Below are 15,739 nucleotides of genomic sequence, written 5' to 3'. Positions count from 1 at the left end.
CATGGCGTCTCATCCGTATAGGTGGGGTGAGCTTTGCATGAGAGAGGGACAGAATGATTGAATCGGCGTTCGCGAGCCATGACGGCGTGGAGCTTTTCTACCGCGCCTGGCCCGCCCGTTCCGGCACCGCGAAGGGCGCGATCGTGCTTTTGCACCGCGGCCACGAGCATGGCGGCCGGGTGGCGCATCTCGTCGAGGAACTCGGGCTCGACGATTTCGCCTTCTACGCCTGGGACGCGCGCGGCCACGGCCGGTCGCCCGGCGAACGCGGCTATTCGCCCTCCTTCGCCCATTCGGTGCGCGATCTCGACGGATTCGTGCGCCATATCAGCGAGACCGGCGGTTTCGCGACGCATCAGATCGCCGTCGTGGCGCAGAGTGTCGGCGCCGTGCTGGCGTCCACCTGGGTGCATGACTATGCGCCGCATATCCGCGCGCTGGTGCTCGCCTCGCCGGCCTTCGATGTGAAGCTCTACGTGCCCTTTGCGAAAGAGGGCATCGCGCTCTGGCAGAAGCTCAAGGGCACGTTCTTCGTCAATTCCTACGTCAAGGCGCGTTTCCTGACGCATGATCCCGCGCGCATCGCCTCCTTCGAGGCAGATCCGCTGATCACCCGCCCCATCGCCTCGAACATCCTGCTGGAACTCTACGAGGCCGCAGACCGCGTGGTCGCCGATGCGCGCGCCATCACGGTGCCGACGCAGCTTCTCATCTCCGGCAGCGACTTCGTCGTGCGCCATGCGCCGCAGCACCGCTTCTTCGAAAACCTCGGCAGCACGATCAAGGAACGCCACGTCCTGCCCGGCTTCTACCACGACACGCTCGGGGAAAGGGACCGCGCCAAGGCGCTGGAAAAGGTGCGCTCCTTCCTCACCGCCCGTTTTGCGGAACCGCCGGTGGTGGCGGATGTCCGGCAGGCGCATCTTTCCGGCTATACACGCGACGAGGCCGACCGGCTGGCGACGCCGCTTTCGCTTCTTTCCGCGCGCGGGCTCTATTGGGCGATGACGCGCGCCTCGATCCGCCTCGGCGGCCTCTTCTCCAAGGGCATCGAGACGGGCGTGAAGACCGGCTTCGATTCCGGCTCGACGCTGGACTACGTCTATGAGGACGAGGCGCGCGGGCTTGGCCCGGGCGGCCGGCTGATCGACCGGCAATTCCTCGACGCGATCGGCTGGCGCGGCATTCGCCAGCGCAAGGTCCATCTGCAAGAGCTGATCGGCACGGCGCTCAAGCGCCTCAAGGCGGAAGACAAACCGCTGCGCGTGCTCGACATCGCCGCCGGCCACGGGCGCTATGTGCTCGATGCGGTGGCGGCATCCGAGGCCAAGCCGGAAAACATCCGCCTGCAGGATTATTCGCCGATCAACGTGGAGAAGGGCACGGCGCTGATCGCCGAGCGCGGCTTGCAGGACGTCGCCGCCTTCCACCGGGCCGATGCCTTCGACGGGGAGGGGCTGGCGGCCACCGAGCCGCGGCCGACGCTCGCCATCGTCTCCGGCCTCTACGAACTTTTTCCGGACAATGCCCTGATCGAGGCCTCGCTTGCCGGCCTGGCGCGGGCGCTGGAACCCGGTTCGCTGCTGATCTATACCGGCCAGCCCTGGCATCCGCAGCTCGAAATGATCGCCCGCGCGCTCACCTCGCATCGCGGTGGCGAGGCCTGGATCATGCGCCGGCGCACCCAGCAGGAGATGGACCAGCTCGTCGCGGCCGCCGGCTTCCGCAAGATCGAGCAGCGCATCGACAAATGGGGCATCTTCACCGTGTCGCTGGCCGAGCGCGTCTGAGGCGAGCATGGGGGAGGGCGTCGCATCCGTTCCAGCCGTCGATCGCCGCGCGGTTTTCCGCGCTGCGGCCCTGTGGCTCATCTTTCTGGCACCGTTCTTCTACCTGACCTACGGCACGGCGAACTGGCTGGCGTCGCTGAGGACCGAGGTGCCGAACCTCGCCTTCGGCTGGGAAAAACACATTCCCTTCATCGCCTGGACGATCCTGCCCTACTGGTCGATCAATGCCTTCTATGCGCTCTCGCTCTTCGTCAACGACACGCCAACGGAAGTCGGCCGGCTGGCGCGGCGGTATCTGACCGCGCAGGTCGTCGCCGTCCTCTGCTTCATCGCCTTTCCCTTGCAGGCGATCTTCGTGCGGCCGGAGACGGATGGGCTGCCCGGCTTCATGTTCGACGTGCTCGGCGGCTTCGACAAGCCGTTCAACCAGGCGCCGTCGCTGCATATCGCGCTGCTCGTCATCATCTGGGATCACTGGCGCGTGCGGCTGCGCGGCAAGGCGCTTGCGCTCTGGCATGTCTGGAGCCTGCTGATCGGCGCCTCCGTGCTGACCACCTGGCAGCACCACGCCATCGACATCCCGACCGGCGCGCTGCTCGGCCTCTTCGCGCTCTGGCTCTTCCCCGCGGACAAACCTTCGCCGCTCGCCGGCTTCCGCCGCACGGAGGATGCGAAGGCGTGGCGACTCGCGACCTATTACGCCGCCGGCGCCGCCGCCTTCCTTCTCCTGACCGTGCTCGCGACGCTCGATTCCGGGGCGGGGCTGCTGCTTCTCTGGCCGTCCCTCGCACTCGCCATCGTCGCGACCGGTTTTGCCGGCGCCGGTGTCGGCGTCTTCCAGAAGCGACCGGATGGCCGCGTCAGCCTTGCGAGCCGCTGGCTGCTCTTGCCCTACCGGCTCGGCGCGCGTGCAAATGTCCGGTGGTGGACGCGGCGGCTTCCGGCGGTGGAGATCGCGGACGGCGTCTTCCTCGGTCGGGTCCCGAACCGCAACGAGCTTTCCACCTACGCCGCCGTCATCGACATGACGGCAGAACTGCCGGGCGTCATGGCCCCGGGCCTCGCCTGGCATGCCTTCCCGACGCTCGACCTGCTTGCCGTCCCCGCCGCGCGCATCCGAGAAGCAGCCCTTGCGGTGGAAGAGGCCCGGCGGCACGGCCCCGTCCTCATCTGCTGCGCACTCGGCTTCCAGCGCAGCGTCGTCGTCGCGGCCTGCTGGCTGATCCGGTCGGGCCTTGCGACCGGTGGCGCCGCGGCCGTAGCGCAGATCAAGGCCAAGGGGCGCCCGGTACATATCGCGCTGGAGACTTATGTCGTCATCGAAGAGGCGGCGCGATGACCGAATGGAGCGCTGTGACGACCGATGCGACCCGCCTCCTGCGGCGCAATGGTTTCAGTGGCGGGGCACTGGCCCTGCTGCTCCTCGCCATCGCCCCGCCGACGGCTGGTGCACATGGTTTTGCCGCGCCGCTCGCCTGGTGGCTGCTCCTCGCCTTCTGCCTGCTGCCGCTCGCGCTCTCGGTGCATCTTCTGTTCGATGCCGCGCTGTTCCGCCTTGCCGGGTCGCATGAAGACGAGGCCGTTGGCCTCGCCGCCATCGATGATGTGCTTGCGCGCATGGGACTTCGCGCCCGCGACGGCGCATCGGCACCGTTGGCCATGCGCCTTGCAGGCTGCCGCCGGCTTCTCTGGCTGCAACGGATTTCGCTCGCCATCGCCGTCGCGCTCTACATCATCCTGCTCATCGACGCGATGGATGGAGCCTGCCTATGCTGAGCGGCGGCGGCGCCACCGTCCTGCAAGTCGTGTCCGGTGCGGCCCTTGCCGGCCTTGCCCGCGTCGTCACCGGCGTGCGGCCGATCTGGGCCGGATCGGCGCCGACCGGCCGGCAACGCATCTATTTTGCCAACCATGCAAGCCATGGCGATTTCATCCTCGTCTCGACCTGCCTGCCGCCCGGCGAGCGTGCCCGCACCGCCGCCGTCGCCGGCGCGGACTACTGGAATGCCGGCGCCATCCGCCGCGTCATCGCGAAAAAACTGCTGCGCACCGTCCTCGTCGAGCGCAACTGGGTGGAGCGCACGGCCGATCCGATGCAGGTGATGCTCGGCGCCCTTGCGGCCGGCGAATCCCTGATCTTCTTTCCCGAGGGCACGCGCAACATGACGGAGGAGCCGCTGCTGCGCTTCCGCTCCGGCCTCTACAATCTCGCGCTCGCCCGGCCGGATGTCGAGCTCGTGCCCTGCTGGATCGAGAACATGTCGCGCGTGCTGCCCAAGGGCGCCGTGCTGCCGGTGCCGCTGCTCTGCCGCGTCGTTTTTGGCGCACCGTTCACGCTTGAAGAAGGCGAGGACCGAAAGGTCTTTCTCGATCGCGCCCGCCAGTCCCTTCTCCTGCTCGCGCCGCACAAGGATGTTCACCGATGAGTGACGACACCACCCGCCTCTTCCTGGGCCTCGTCGCCGTGCTCGTGACGGCGAGCCTCGTCGCGGGCGTCCTGTCCTACCGCAGCGAAAAGCCGCTGCCGGCAACGCTCGACAATCTCAACGCCCGCATCAAGGCCTGGTGGATCATGGTGGCCGGCATCAGCGTCGCCTTCCTGTTCGGCACGGGCGGCGTCATCCTGCTCTTCGCCTTCGTCTCCTTCGAGGCCTTGCGCGAATACGTCACCCTCACCAACACGCGCCAGGCCGACCGCTGGACGCTGCTCGGCATGTTCCTGATCGTCATCCCGGCGCAGTATTATCTGATCTGGATCGACTGGTACGGCCTCTATTCGATCTTCGTGCCGGTCTACTGCTTCCTCGCCATGCCGGCGCTGACCGCCATTCGCGGCGACACGTCCCGCTTCCTCGAACGGGTCAGCGAGCAGCAATGGGGCATCATGCTGTCGGTCTATTGCATCAGCCATGTGCCGGCGCTGGTGACGCTGCCCATTCCCGGCAACGAGGGCCGCGGCCTGCTCCTGATCGCCTTCCTCATCGCCACCGTCCAGGGCAGCGACGTGCTGCAGTATATTTTCGGCAAACTCTTCGGACGCCACAAGATCGCGCCGAACGTCTCGCCATCGAAAACCTGGGAGGGCCTGATCGGCGGTATTCTGAGCGCATCGGCGCTCGGCGCCGGCCTCTACTGGCTGACACCCTTTTCTCCGCTCGAAGCCGGCGCGCTGGCGGGCCTCGCCTGCATCATGGGCTTCTTCGGCGGCCTCGTCGCCTCCGCCATCAAGCGCGACCGTGGCGTGAAGGACTGGGGCCACATGATCGAGGGCCATGGCGGCATGCTCGACCGCGCCGACAGCCTCGTCTTCGCAGCCCCCGTCTTCTTCCACATCGTGCGCTATGCCTGGACCTGAGCGCCGGCTACCAGCGGTTCGTCTCGATGGAAAAGGCTGCGCTCAGCGGCAAGTTGCGCTCGCTCGGCGTTTGGGGCATTGATGCCGCGCTGCCATCGCCGATCGGTGCGGAATGCGCCAATTTCATCCATCGGCTTCCGGCAAGACCATTCTCTGATCACAACAATGGGAGATCCATCATGATCAAGCGTATCAAGCCCGGCGCGCGCTTCTGCCAGGCCGTCGTCGTCAACGGCATCGTCACCACGGCCGGCGTCACCGGCAACGGCGCCGACACCGCCGCCCAGACCCGCGACATCCTTGCGACCATCGACGGCCTGCTGGCCGAAGCCGGCTCGTCGAAGGCCAAGCTGCTCAGCGCCAACATCTGGCTGCGCGACATCGCGCATTTCAGCCAGATGAACGAAGTCTGGGACCAGTGGGTCGACAAGGACAACCTGCCGGTCCGCGCCACGGTCGAAGCCCGCCTCGCGGCTCCGGAACTGCTGGTCGAAATCCAGGTCACCGCGCTCGTCTGAGCCTTTTGACGTGAGTTGAAAGCCGAGGTTGCCAAACCTCTCCTTTCGTCATGGTCGGGCCTGACCCGACCATCCACACTCCGGATGCGGTGGTGGATCCTCGGCTCAAGGCCGAGGATGACGATGGAGGGGAGGAGAGGCATCTCAAGAATCCGAGCCGAGGCTATCCAGCAGCCTCGGCTTTCTCGTCACAGCGCCTTCAACACGTCGCCCAGCGCATCCACGAGCATATCGGCATTCTCGCGGGAGAAGACGAGCGGCGGGCGGATCTTCAGCACGTTGGCGTTGGGGCCGGAAGCGCTGATCAGGATGCGGCGCTCGCGCAGGCCGTTGACGATGCAGGTCGTCAGCGCCGCGTCGGGGCTTTTCGCGGCCAGGTCGGCGACGATCTCGACGCCGATGAACAACCCGGAGCCGCGCACGTCGCCGATCGACGGATGGGAGAGGTTTCTGAGCTCTTCCATCAGGTATTTGCCGACGTTCAGCGCATTCTGTTGCAGGCCTTCAATGCGGATCGTATCGAGCACGGCCTTGCCGGCGGCGGCAGCGATCGGGTTGCCGCCGAATGTGTTGAAGTAGCGGGCGCGCGGGCCGAAATCGGCGATGACCTCCGGGCGCAGCACGATCCCGGCCATCGGGTAGCCATTGCCCATCGGCTTGCCGATCGTCACCATGTCGGGTGCGACGCCGTGGCGCTCGAAGCCCCACATGGTCTCCCCCGTGCGGCCGAAACCGGGCTGCACCTCATCCGCCACGAAGAGGCCGCCGGCCGCGTGGATCGCGTCCACCGCGGGTTTCAAAAAGCCTTTCGGGCCGGCGAAGATGCCGTCGCTCGAAAAGATCGTGTCGGTGATCAGCAAGGCCGGCTCGATGCCGTGGCGCTTGAGATCGGCGATGGCGGTGCTGACGTCGCGGCCGAATTTTTCCATCATCTCGCCCGGCGAATGGCGGTAGCTGTCCGGAGCGGGCACGGTACGCACATGGGGGCCGAGCGTCACGGATTCGCCGAGCGAGGGCGAGAATTCGGCGACCGCGCTCGTCAGGCCGTGATAGGCGAGCTCCGTCGCGATGATGCCGGTGCCGCCGGTGACGTGGCGGGCGATGCGCACGGCAAGGTCGTTCGCCTCACTGCCGGTGCAGGTGAACATGGCCTGGCTGAGGGCTTCCGGGAATGTGGCCGTCAGCGTCTCGGCATAATCGATGATGCCTTCGTGCAGGTAGCGCGTGTGCGTGTTGAGCACGGCTGTCTGCTTCGTGATCGCCTCCACCACACGCGGATGGCAATGACCGAGCGAGGCGACGTTGTTATAGGCGTCGAGATATTGTTCGCCGGCCGCATCATAGAGGAAGACGCCGTCGCCGCGCACCAGATGCAGCGGCTTCTCGTAGAACAGGCGGTAGGCGGGGCCGAGCACCTTTTCCCGGCGGGCGATCAGTGCCCGCTCGGTCTCGTCCAGCCGTTCGAAATCGTCTCGCGAAAACGCATTGACCATCGACATGATTCAGCCCTCGGAAAGGTTGGGCACGAGCTGCTTAAGCCCGGCCGGCGTCAGATCGGATATGTTTTGCAGGCCCCGCCAGGCGGTGGCGTGGTTGCGCATGATGTAGTCGCGGTTTTCCGGAAACCGTGCGGAGCGCCATTCGGCGATGATGATCGACATCGCCAGCCGCGACCGGGTGAGGAGCGGCAAAAGCTCTATCTCTGCCGGCTCCAGCGCGCGGGCGGACAGGAAGCCTTCGAGGAACGCCCCGATCCGCGTGCGCCAGTTTTCCGTGGCGAGATGATAGGAGAGCGCGACCGCGAGATCGTTGATGAGAGGCGCATGCACCATGTCGCCGAAATCGATGATGCCGACGACCGTGGTGGGGGCTGCCGGATCGAGCAGGATATTGTGCGGATTGAAATCGTTGTGGATGATCTGGCGGCGCCGCAGCCCGGCAATGACGGGAAGGGCGCGCTCGAATTCAGCAAGCACGGCTTCCGCCTGCGCCCGCCGTTCCGGCGCGACATGACCGACGACGGCGGCGAGATCGAGCGTGTGGGAAATGTCCCACATCAGCTTGCCCGCCGGCGGTCGGCCGTCATAATCCTCCAGGCCTCGCCCCAGTTCGGCAAGCGCGCGGCCGACATTGCGGCTCTGCGCCTCGGTGGCCGGCGTGCGATACTGCAATTCGCCGCCGAGGAAGGTGAGCAGGCGCATGATGCGCGGACCGTCGGCGGTGGCAAGCGTGTGGCTCGGCGTGCCGTCCGTCGTCAGCACCAGCCGCGGCACGGGCACGGCGGGTGCCGCGCAGGCGAGATGCAGCAGCGCGCCGTCCTGGAATTCCAGCGCGGCCGGGTCCTCGGCGGGATTGGCGATCTTGAGGATGAAATCCGTCCCGTCCGCGTGCGTGAAGAGGAAGGTCTCGTCCCGCTCGCTGGAAAGCCGCCTGATTGCGCCGCCCGTGCCATAGACCCGCAGCACCGCGGCTTCGGCATCGGCGAGCGACGTCGGGCTCCACGTCGCCGACATGGAATCCGCCTTCTTGGCGGCGGGCGCTGGTTTCGTCATAGTGGCTCCGTTGGCGCGGTTTTCCGCTTTTCCTTGACGCTTACCTTGAAACACGCCGGAAAAGATGCATCAAGTATCTTATTAGTCGATTTTGCGGACCAATTCCATGCCTGAATTCACCACACTGGACCATGAGAACCTCAACAGCGTCGTTTATGGCGCGCTGTGCGATGCCCTCATGCAGGGACGGTTCCAGCCCGGCGACCGGCTGAAGATCCGCGATCTGGCGGAACAGTTCGGCACCAGCGTGACGCCGATCCGCGACGCCATCCTCCGCCTTGCCAATGACGAGGCGATCACCTTCCGCTCGCCGCGCGACATCCGCATTCCCGAGATGAGCGAAAGCCGCTACCGGGAAATCCGGGCGATACGCGTGCGGCTGGAGGGGCTTGCGGCAGAAACGGCCGCGCAGGTGGCGACCAGCACCGATATCAGGGCCCTGGAAGGCATTTTGCTTGAAAACGAGCAGGCGATCACGGCCGGCGACCGCCTGAGAGGCACGCAGCTCAACCAGGCTTTTCATTTCATGCTGCCGCAGATCGCCGGGCTTCCGGTGCTGAACACCATTCTGCGGCGGCTCTGGTTGCAGATGGGACCGAACATTTCCGATGCCTATATAGAAGGCGGACGTGCGATGATCGACCATCACTATCCGGTCGTCGAGGCGCTGAAACGGCATGACCCCGCGGCCGCTTCGATGGCGATCGTCGACGACATCCTGCTCGGTGGCAAGCCGATCCTCGAGCGCATCGAGCGCGGCATGGAGCGCAAGGTTCGCCGGGCTTGAGACCACTTTAAAAAGAAGGCTTGCATTTCGAAAACCGCCAATTACGATGCATCAAGCATCAAAGGAGACTGGGCGCATGACCGAAGAACGCCGCACCATGCTGCTGACCGGGGCGAGCCGCGGTATCGGCCACGCGACGGTCAAGCTGTTCCAGTCGAAGGGCTGGCGCATCCTCACCGTCTCCCGCCAGCCCTTCTCCGAAGACTGCGCCTGGCCGTCCGCCCGCGAAAGCCATATCCAGGCCGACCTCGCCGATCTCAGCCAGATCGACCGCCTGGCCGCCACCGTGCGCGAGCGTCTGCCGAACGGCCGGCTCCATGCGCTCGTCAACAATGCCGGCATTTCGCCGAAAGGGCCGGAAAAGAGCCGCCTCGGCGTGATGGGCACGGACGCCGATGTCTGGACGCATGTGCTGAATGTCAATGTCGTCTCGACGGCGCTGATCGCCCGCGCCCTCATGCCGGAGCTCGAAGCGGCGAAGGGGTCGATCGTCAACGTCACCTCCATCGCCGGAACGCGCGTGCACCCCTTTGCGGGTGTCGCCTACGCGGCATCGAAGGCGGCGCTCGGCTCGCTGACGCGCGAGATGGCGCATGAATTCGGCAAACGCGGCGTGCGGGCCAATGCTATCGCGCCGGGTGAAATCGAAACCTCGATCCTGTCGCCGGGAACCGACGCGCTGGTGGCGGCGGAAGTGCCGATGGGCAGACTGGGCGACCCGCGCGAAGTGGCGGAGACCATCTATTTTCTGTGCACCGAGCCGTCCTCCTACATCAACGGCGCGGAAATCCACATCAACGGAGGGCAGCACGTCTGACGCCTGTCGATCGCGGGAAAAATCCCGTTGACCGGCAGGGACCGGAATGCATCAATCGGTCTGAACGCCCCGGGGAAAGGGCGCGACGGCCGGAGAGGCTGCAAAACCGCCGATACGCCAAAGGCGAGGGTGGTGCCGGCAGTCCGCAGGAGTTCGTCATCGGGACCGCGTCACACCGGTTCCTTCATTAACGAAGAAAAGGGGAATGCCATGAAAACGAAGTTTCAATCGGGTGTTGTTGCGGCCGCGGCCGTCCTGCTGTCTGCAAGCCTTGCCTTGCCGGCCTTCGCGCGGGACCTGACCGTCGTCTCCTGGGGCGGCAATTATCAGGATGCGCAGCGCGACATCTACTTCAAGCCCTTCGCGGAAAAGACCGGAAAGCCGCTGCTCGACGAAGCCTGGGATGGCGGCATCGGCGTCATCCAATCCAAGGTCAAGGCCGGCGCACCGAACTGGGATGCCGTGCAGGTGGAGGCAGAAGAGCTGGCGCTCGGTTGTGCCGACGGCCTCTATGAAAAGATCGACTGGGACAAGATGGGCGGCAAGGACAAGTTCCTCGACAGCGCCGTCAACGACTGTGGCGTCGGCGCCATCGTCTGGTCCACGGCGATCGCCTATGACGGCGCCAAGCTGACGGAGGGCCCGGCCTCCTGGGCGGATTTCTGGAACGTCGAAAAGTTCCCCGGCAAGCGCGGGCTGCGCAAGGGCCCGAAATACACGCTGGAATTCGCGCTGCTCGCCGATGGCGTGTCGAAGGACGAACTCTACGACGTGCTCGGCACCGATGAGGGCGTCGAACGTGCCTTCAAGAAGCTCGACGAGCTGAAGGCCAACATCGTCTGGTGGGAATCCGGCGCCCAGCCGCTGCAGTTCCTCGCCTCCGGCGAAGTGGCGATGACGTCGGCCTATAACGGCCGCATCACCGGCATCAACCGCACGGAAGGCAAGAACTTCAAGGTCGTCTTCCCCGGCAGCATCTACGCCGTCGATAGCTGGGTCGTGCTGAAGGATGCCGAAAACAAGGATGCCGCGCAGGACTTCATCGCCTTTGCGAGCATTCCCGAAAACCAGGCGAAGCTGCCGGAATTCGTCGCCTACGGCCTGCCGAACAAGGACGCGGCAGCGAAGGTGCCGGCGGAATTCGCCAAGGACCTGCCGACCGATCCCGCCAACATGACGGACTCGATCGCGCTCAACGTCGATTTCTGGATCGACAATGCCGAAACGCTGACGCAGCGCTTCAACGCCTGGCTGGCCCAGTAAGGCGGTTGTTTGCGGGGCGGTGTCGCCCCTCATCCCGCTGCCGCGACCTTCTCCCCGTAAACGGGGAGAAGGCAACCGTGGCGAGGCCGCGTTCCAGCAATCGACCGGACATGTGTTGAGGAAAACGGTGCAACACCCCCTTCTCCCCGCCTGCGGGGAGAAGGTGCCGGCAGGCGGATGAGGGGCATCCTCGTCTGCGACCGTTCCGATGGAGACATCACTTTGGCCGAATTCATCCGCTTCGACCGCATCACCAAATTCTATGGCCCGCTTTGCGTGGTCGAAAACCTCGATCTCGGCATCGGCAAGGGTGAGTTCGTCAGCCTGCTCGGCCCCTCCGGCTCCGGCAAGACGACGCTCCTGATGATGCTGGCGGGCTTCGAGCAGCCGACCTCCGGCAATATCCTGCTCGACGGCACCGCGATCAACGACGTGCCGACGCACAAGCGGGACATGGGCGTCGTCTTCCAGAGTTATGCCCTGTTCCCCCACATGTCGGTCGGCGAGAACGTCGCTTTTCCGCTTCAGATGCGGGGGCTCGGCAAGGCGGAAATCGCGCAGCGCGTGGCCCGCGCGCTGGATATGGTGCAGCTGTCGGCCTTCGTCGACCGGAGGCCATCGCAGCTTTCGGGCGGCCAGCAGCAGCGCGTGGCGCTGTCGCGCGCGCTGGTCTTCGAGCCGCGCGTCGTGCTGATGGACGAACCGCTCGGCGCGCTCGACAAGCAGTTGCGTGAGCAGATGCAGCTCGATATCCGCGATCTGCACCGAAGGCTCGGGCTGACAATCGTTTTCGTCACGCATGACCAGTCGGAAGCGCTCACCATGTCGGATCGGGTGGCGGTCTTCAACAAGGGCAGGATCGAGCAGATCGGCACGCCGCGGCAGGTCTATGACGAGCCTGCAACGCGTTTCGTTGCCGAATTTATCGGCGAGACCAACCTGGTCGAGGGTGTCGTCGAGGGCGTGCAGGGGCAGGAGGCGACCGTGCGGCTGTCCTCGGGGGCGCAGATCGTCTCGGCCGTGTCCGGCAGCGTCGCCTCGGGCCAGCCGGTCCTGCTCTCCATTCGGCCAGAGCGGGTCGATCTGAGCGAGACGCGCGGCGACCAGCGCAATTGCCTGGAAACGGAGGTCACCGATTCCGTCTATCAGGGCGATCATCTTCGCGTGCAGTTGCAGAACGCCGCCCATCCGCTGATCGCCAAGCTCGGTCGCCGCTCGCGCGAATTCGCGCCGGGCACCAGGGTCTATGCGGCCTTTTCGGCCGGCGATTGCCGGGTCATCGCGCAATGAGCGCGGGCTCGTCGCGCACCGGGCGCTCGCTGATCCTGCTGGCGCCGCTGCTGATCTTCCTCATCGGCTTCTTCGTCTGGCCGCTGTTCAGCATGATGTCGCAGGCCGTGTCGGATCCGGCCGTGCTGCGCCTGCTGCCGCGCAGCGCCGAGATTTTGCCGGACTGGGACCGCCAGTCGCCGCCGACCATGCCCATGCAGGCGGCGCTGATGGAGGACCTGAAGGCCGTCGACGACGACCAGGCACTCGGCGACATGGTGCGCCGCCTCAACAGCGCACGCTCCGGCTTCCGCACGCTGATGTCGAAGACGACGAGCGCGCTCGCCGACACGGACAACCCGCCCGTCGACCTCGTTTCCATCGACAAGCGCTGGGAGAGGCCGGAATTCTGGCTGGCAATCGCCGATGCGCTGTCGCCGTTCACCGACCGCAACCTGCTCGCCGCCGTCGATCTCGGCCGCAATGCCGCGGGCGAGATCGAGCACCTGCCGGCCGACCAGTCCGTCAACCGCGTCATCCTCATCCGCACTTTCTGGATCGCGGCCCTCGTCACCTTCTTCTGCGCCTGCATCGGTTTTCCCTATGCCATCATCGCGGCATCGCTCGACGGCTGGAAGCGCGACCTGATGCTCGGCGCCGTGCTGCTGCCGCTCTGGACCTCGCTTCTGGTGCGCACCGCCGCCTGGTTCATCCTGTTGCAGGACCAAGGCCTCATCAACGATCTTCTAAGAGCGATCGGCCTGATAAACACGCCGCTGCCGCTGATCTTCAACCGCACCGGCGTCATCATCGCCATGACCCATGTGCTTCTGCCCTTCATGGTGCTGCCGATCTATTCCGTGCTGATCACCATCCCGAAGAACCTGATGCCGGCAGCCGCGTCCCTTGGCGCGCCGCCCTGGCGCGCGTTCCTGCGCGTGCTGCTTCCCTTGAGCCTGCGTGGCGTCGCCTCCGGCAGCCTGCTCGTCTTCATCTCGGCGATCGGCTATTACATCACGCCGGCGCTGATCGGCGGGCCGGGCGACCAGATGATCTCGTCGATCATCGCCTTCTATGCGACCGGTTCGGCAAACTGGGGCATGGCCGGCGCGCTCGGTGTCGTGCTGCTCGTCGCCACGCTGCTGCTTTACAGCGTCTATGCACGGCTTTCGGCCGAAGAGCCGGGGAGGCGCTAGGCCATGCCGATGAAGCTCGCCAAAGTCACCTTCGCAACGCTGACGATCCTCTTTCTCGTCGCCCCGCTCATCGCCATCCTGCCGCTCGCCTTCACCTCGAGCGTCATCCTCACCTACCCGATCCCGTCCTGGTCGCTGCGCTGGTTCGAGGAACTGTTCACGGCGGATGCCTGGCGCCGCGCGATCATCAACAGCCTGATCATCGGCACGGGCACGACGCTGCTCGCCACCGTGCTCGGCACCGCGGCTTCCCTCGGCCTGCGCAACCGGCTGATCTTCTTTCGCGGCTCGATGCGCACGCTCTTCCTGCTGCCGATGGTGGTGCCGGCCGTCGTGCTCGGCGTCGGCATGCAGGTGCTGCTGGCGGGCTTCGGCCTGACGAACAGCTATGCCGGCGTGATCATCGCCCACACGGTCGTCGCCGTGCCCTTCGTCATCGTCAGCGTCACCGGCGCGCTTGCCGGCATCGACGAGCGGGTGGAACTTGCCGCGCAAAGCCTCGGTGCCGCGCCCATCACGGTCTTCCGCCGCGTGACGCTGCCGCTCGCCATGCCCGGCGTGCTTTCCGGCGCCGTGCTCGCCTTCGCGACCTCGCTCGACGAGGTGGTGCTGACGCTCTTCGTCGCCGGCCCCAACCAGCGCACGCTGGCCCGGCAGATGTTCTCCAGCATCCGCGAGAATATCAGTCCGGCGATCGCCGCCGCGGCCTTCCTCTTCATCGCCGCGACGGTCCTCATCGGCCTCGTCGTGGTGCTGTCGCGTTCCATGCTGGCGAAACGGCGCTAGCGCTTCATGGCGGCCGCGAGAACCTCATAGATACGCGGCTCGCGCATATGCGCGACGTTGAAGCGCATGAAGTTTCCCGCGGTCTGCGACACGCTGAACACGTTGCCGGGAGCGAGCACGACGCCCTCGGCGACGGCGGCCTGCGCCACCTCGCCGGAATCCAGCCCGTCGGGCAGCCGGCACCAGAGATAGAAACCGCCGCGCGGTGAAAGCCACGGCTCGATGCCGAGCCGCGAAAGCCGGTCCGCCGTCTCGCGCCTGGCGCGCACCAGCTTGCGCCGCAGCTCCTCCATATGTTTGCGGTAACCGCCGCCGGCCAGCATATGGGCGATGATCTCGCTGGACATCGGGCTCGGGCCGCCGAAATTCGTGGCGATCTGCAAGTCCACCAGCCCTTCGATCCAGTCCGGCCGCGCCGCGATATAGCCGCAGCGCGCCGAGGCCGAGAGCGTTTTGGAAAAGCTGCCGATGCGAATGACCCGGTCGAGCCCGTCGAGCGCCGCAAGCCGCGTCGATGGCTCCGGCTCGAAATCGGCAAAGATATCGTCCTCGACGAGGATCGTGTCGCTGCCGGCCGTCGCGTTCAGCAGGCGATGGGCGATCTGCGGCGACAGGGTGGCGCCGGTCGGGTTGTGGATCGCCGAATTGGTGACGTAGAGCCGCGGCCGCGCGGCATTCAGCACGGTCTCGAAGGCCACGATATCCGGCCCGGACGGCGTATAGGGCACGCCGACGACCGTCACCTGATGCGCCTTCAGCAGGGCCTGGTAATTGAAGTAACACGGGTCATCGACCAGCACCGTATCGCCGGGGCGCAGCAGGAAGCGGCAGATCAGGTCAAGCGCCTGCGTGCCGGAACTCGCCAGCATCAGGTGGTCCGGCCCGGCCTCAATGCCTTCCTCCGCCAGCCGGCCGAGCAGCAGCCGGCGCAGCGCCTGGGATCCGCGCGTCGTGCCGTAGTAGGCGAGCACGTCGCTGTCACCGCGCGCAAGGCTGCGGATCGCGCGGCGCAGCGCCTCGTCCGGCATCCAGTCCGCCGGCAGCCAGCCGCAGCCGGGTTTCAGCACCGCGGCATCGGCATCGAGCGATTGGCGCGAGACCCAGAACGGATCGACCGCGCGCGCCTTCGGCGTTGCCGCCTCCGCCAGCTTCAAGGGCGGCAGCGCCGCACCGGAAACATAGAAGCCGGAGCCGCGCTGCGCCCGGATCAAGCCTTCCGCCGCAAGCCGATCATAGGCCTCCACGACAGTGGAAGGCGAAACCCCCATGGAGGCCGCAAAACCACGGATCGAGGGAAGACGATCGCCGGGTGCGAGGGCACGGCTGGCGATCCGCCCGCCGATCGCCGTCATGATCTCGGAAATCCGGGTTCCGGCTAAGGCATCCATCATTGTACTGGTCCTGAA

General features: G+C 66.0%; 15 protein-coding genes. 12 read left to right on the top strand and 3 right to left on the bottom strand.

Going from position 1 to position 15,739, the window contains the following annotated elements:
• The first annotated feature begins 53 nt into the window (after positions 1-53).
• The 6 genes from VGN93_RS08975 (at position 54) to VGN93_RS08950 (ending at position 5,663) form a co-directional block, all read left to right on the top strand.
• Positions 54-1,790 (top strand): bifunctional alpha/beta hydrolase/class I SAM-dependent methyltransferase, encoded by a 1,737-nt coding sequence (locus VGN93_RS08975; RefSeq protein ID WP_327507197.1) that lies wholly within the window; start codon positions 54-56, stop codon positions 1,788-1,790.
• Positions 1,791-1,797: 7 nt separating this feature from the next.
• Positions 1,798-3,129, top strand: a complete 1,332-nt coding sequence (locus tag VGN93_RS08970; protein ID WP_327507196.1) for a phosphatase PAP2/dual specificity phosphatase family protein — start codon at positions 1,798-1,800, stop codon at positions 3,127-3,129.
• The gene (locus VGN93_RS08965; RefSeq protein ID WP_327507195.1) at positions 3,126-3,566 is read left to right on the top strand and encodes a hypothetical protein; all 441 of its coding nucleotides are present in this window, start codon (positions 3,126-3,128) and stop codon (positions 3,564-3,566) included. Before VGN93_RS08970 ends, VGN93_RS08965 begins: the two co-directional genes overlap by 4 nt.
• Entirely contained in the window at positions 3,560-4,216 is a 657-nt protein-coding gene (locus tag VGN93_RS08960; RefSeq protein ID WP_327507194.1) for a lysophospholipid acyltransferase family protein, read from the top strand. Before VGN93_RS08965 ends, VGN93_RS08960 begins: the two co-directional genes overlap by 7 nt.
• On the top strand, positions 4,213-5,145 hold the full coding sequence (locus VGN93_RS08955; RefSeq protein WP_327507193.1) for a phosphatidate cytidylyltransferase: 933 nt from the start codon (positions 4,213-4,215) through the stop codon (positions 5,143-5,145). Before VGN93_RS08960 ends, VGN93_RS08955 begins: the two co-directional genes overlap by 4 nt.
• A 176-nt stretch (positions 5,146-5,321) precedes the next feature.
• Positions 5,322-5,663, top strand: a complete 342-nt coding sequence (locus VGN93_RS08950; RefSeq protein ID WP_327507221.1) for a RidA family protein — start codon at positions 5,322-5,324, stop codon at positions 5,661-5,663.
• Between the two features lie 188 nt (positions 5,664-5,851).
• Here VGN93_RS08950 and VGN93_RS08945 read toward each other — a convergent pair whose 3' ends face one another.
• A complete protein-coding gene (locus VGN93_RS08945; RefSeq protein ID WP_327507192.1) occupies positions 5,852-7,162 on the bottom strand; it encodes an aspartate aminotransferase family protein in 1,311 nt (436 codons plus the stop codon).
• Positions 7,163-7,165: 3 nt separating this feature from the next.
• Positions 7,166-8,215 (bottom strand): phosphotransferase enzyme family protein, encoded by a 1,050-nt coding sequence (locus VGN93_RS08940; protein WP_327507191.1) that lies wholly within the window; start codon positions 8,213-8,215, stop codon positions 7,166-7,168.
• A gap of 106 nt (positions 8,216-8,321) precedes the next feature.
• Between VGN93_RS08940 and VGN93_RS08935 the strand changes: the two genes are divergently transcribed.
• The 6 genes from VGN93_RS08935 (at position 8,322) to VGN93_RS08910 (ending at position 14,333) form a co-directional block, all read left to right on the top strand.
• A complete protein-coding gene (locus tag VGN93_RS08935; RefSeq protein WP_327507190.1) occupies positions 8,322-9,002 on the top strand; it encodes a GntR family transcriptional regulator in 681 nt (226 codons plus the stop codon).
• Between the two features lie 76 nt (positions 9,003-9,078).
• Positions 9,079-9,819: an SDR family oxidoreductase gene (locus VGN93_RS08930; protein ID WP_319313923.1), complete on the top strand. Its 741-nt coding sequence runs from the start codon at positions 9,079-9,081 to the stop codon at positions 9,817-9,819.
• Between the two features lie 255 nt (positions 9,820-10,074).
• Positions 10,075-11,082, top strand: coding sequence for an ABC transporter substrate-binding protein (locus VGN93_RS08925; protein WP_319314808.1), 1,008 nt, complete (start codon positions 10,075-10,077; stop codon positions 11,080-11,082).
• A gap of 177 nt (positions 11,083-11,259) precedes the next feature.
• Positions 11,260-12,372, top strand: coding sequence for an ABC transporter ATP-binding protein (locus VGN93_RS08920; protein ID WP_414714066.1), 1,113 nt, complete (start codon positions 11,260-11,262; stop codon positions 12,370-12,372).
• A complete protein-coding gene (locus VGN93_RS08915; protein WP_327507188.1) occupies positions 12,369-13,547 on the top strand; it encodes an ABC transporter permease in 1,179 nt (392 codons plus the stop codon). Before VGN93_RS08920 ends, VGN93_RS08915 begins: the two co-directional genes overlap by 4 nt.
• A gap of 3 nt (positions 13,548-13,550) precedes the next feature.
• On the top strand, positions 13,551-14,333 hold the full coding sequence (locus VGN93_RS08910) for an ABC transporter permease (protein ID WP_256116898.1): 783 nt from the start codon (positions 13,551-13,553) through the stop codon (positions 14,331-14,333).
• On the opposite strand, the gene VGN93_RS08905 is transcribed toward VGN93_RS08910, so the two are convergent.
• Positions 14,330-15,724, bottom strand: coding sequence for a PLP-dependent aminotransferase family protein (locus tag VGN93_RS08905; protein ID WP_327507187.1), 1,395 nt, complete (start codon positions 15,722-15,724; stop codon positions 14,330-14,332). The two genes, VGN93_RS08910 and VGN93_RS08905, sit on opposite strands and share 4 nt — an antisense overlap.
• Positions 15,725-15,739 lie beyond the last annotated feature (15 nt).

Source organism: Shinella sp., from assembly GCF_035998705.1.
GTDB lineage: Bacteria > Pseudomonadota > Alphaproteobacteria > Rhizobiales > Rhizobiaceae > Shinella.
The sequence above is the reverse complement of the archived record's forward strand: the minus strand, read 5'-3'. Positions and strand labels throughout refer to the sequence as shown.

What these genes read in the sequence shown, in the direction of transcription:
- VGN93_RS08910 (WP_256116898.1), top strand. Translation starts at nt 13,551, where the DNA reads ATGCCGATGAAGCTCGCCAAAGTCACCTTCGCAACGCTGACGATCCTC.
- VGN93_RS08975 (WP_327507197.1), top strand. Translation starts at nt 54, where the DNA reads ATGATTGAATCGGCGTTCGCGAGCCATGACGGCGTGGAGCTTTTCTAC.
- VGN93_RS08960 (WP_327507194.1), top strand. Translation starts at nt 3,560, where the DNA reads ATGCTGAGCGGCGGCGGCGCCACCGTCCTGCAAGTCGTGTCCGGTGCG.
- VGN93_RS08940 (WP_327507191.1), bottom strand. Translation starts at nt 8,215, where the DNA reads ATGACGAAACCAGCGCCCGCCGCCAAGAAGGCGGATTCCATGTCGGCG.
- VGN93_RS08905 (WP_327507187.1), bottom strand. Translation starts at nt 15,724, where the DNA reads ATGATGGATGCCTTAGCCGGAACCCGGATTTCCGAGATCATGACGGCG.
- VGN93_RS08970 (WP_327507196.1), top strand. Translation starts at nt 1,798, where the DNA reads ATGGGGGAGGGCGTCGCATCCGTTCCAGCCGTCGATCGCCGCGCGGTT.
- VGN93_RS08965 (WP_327507195.1), top strand. Translation starts at nt 3,126, where the DNA reads ATGACCGAATGGAGCGCTGTGACGACCGATGCGACCCGCCTCCTGCGG.
- VGN93_RS08915 (WP_327507188.1), top strand. Translation starts at nt 12,369, where the DNA reads ATGAGCGCGGGCTCGTCGCGCACCGGGCGCTCGCTGATCCTGCTGGCG.
- VGN93_RS08930 (WP_319313923.1), top strand. Translation starts at nt 9,079, where the DNA reads ATGACCGAAGAACGCCGCACCATGCTGCTGACCGGGGCGAGCCGCGGT.
- VGN93_RS08935 (WP_327507190.1), top strand. Translation starts at nt 8,322, where the DNA reads ATGCCTGAATTCACCACACTGGACCATGAGAACCTCAACAGCGTCGTT.
- VGN93_RS08945 (WP_327507192.1), bottom strand. Translation starts at nt 7,162, where the DNA reads ATGTCGATGGTCAATGCGTTTTCGCGAGACGATTTCGAACGGCTGGAC.
- VGN93_RS08920 (WP_414714066.1), top strand. Translation starts at nt 11,260, where the DNA reads ATGAGGGGCATCCTCGTCTGCGACCGTTCCGATGGAGACATCACTTTG.
- VGN93_RS08955 (WP_327507193.1), top strand. Translation starts at nt 4,213, where the DNA reads ATGAGTGACGACACCACCCGCCTCTTCCTGGGCCTCGTCGCCGTGCTC.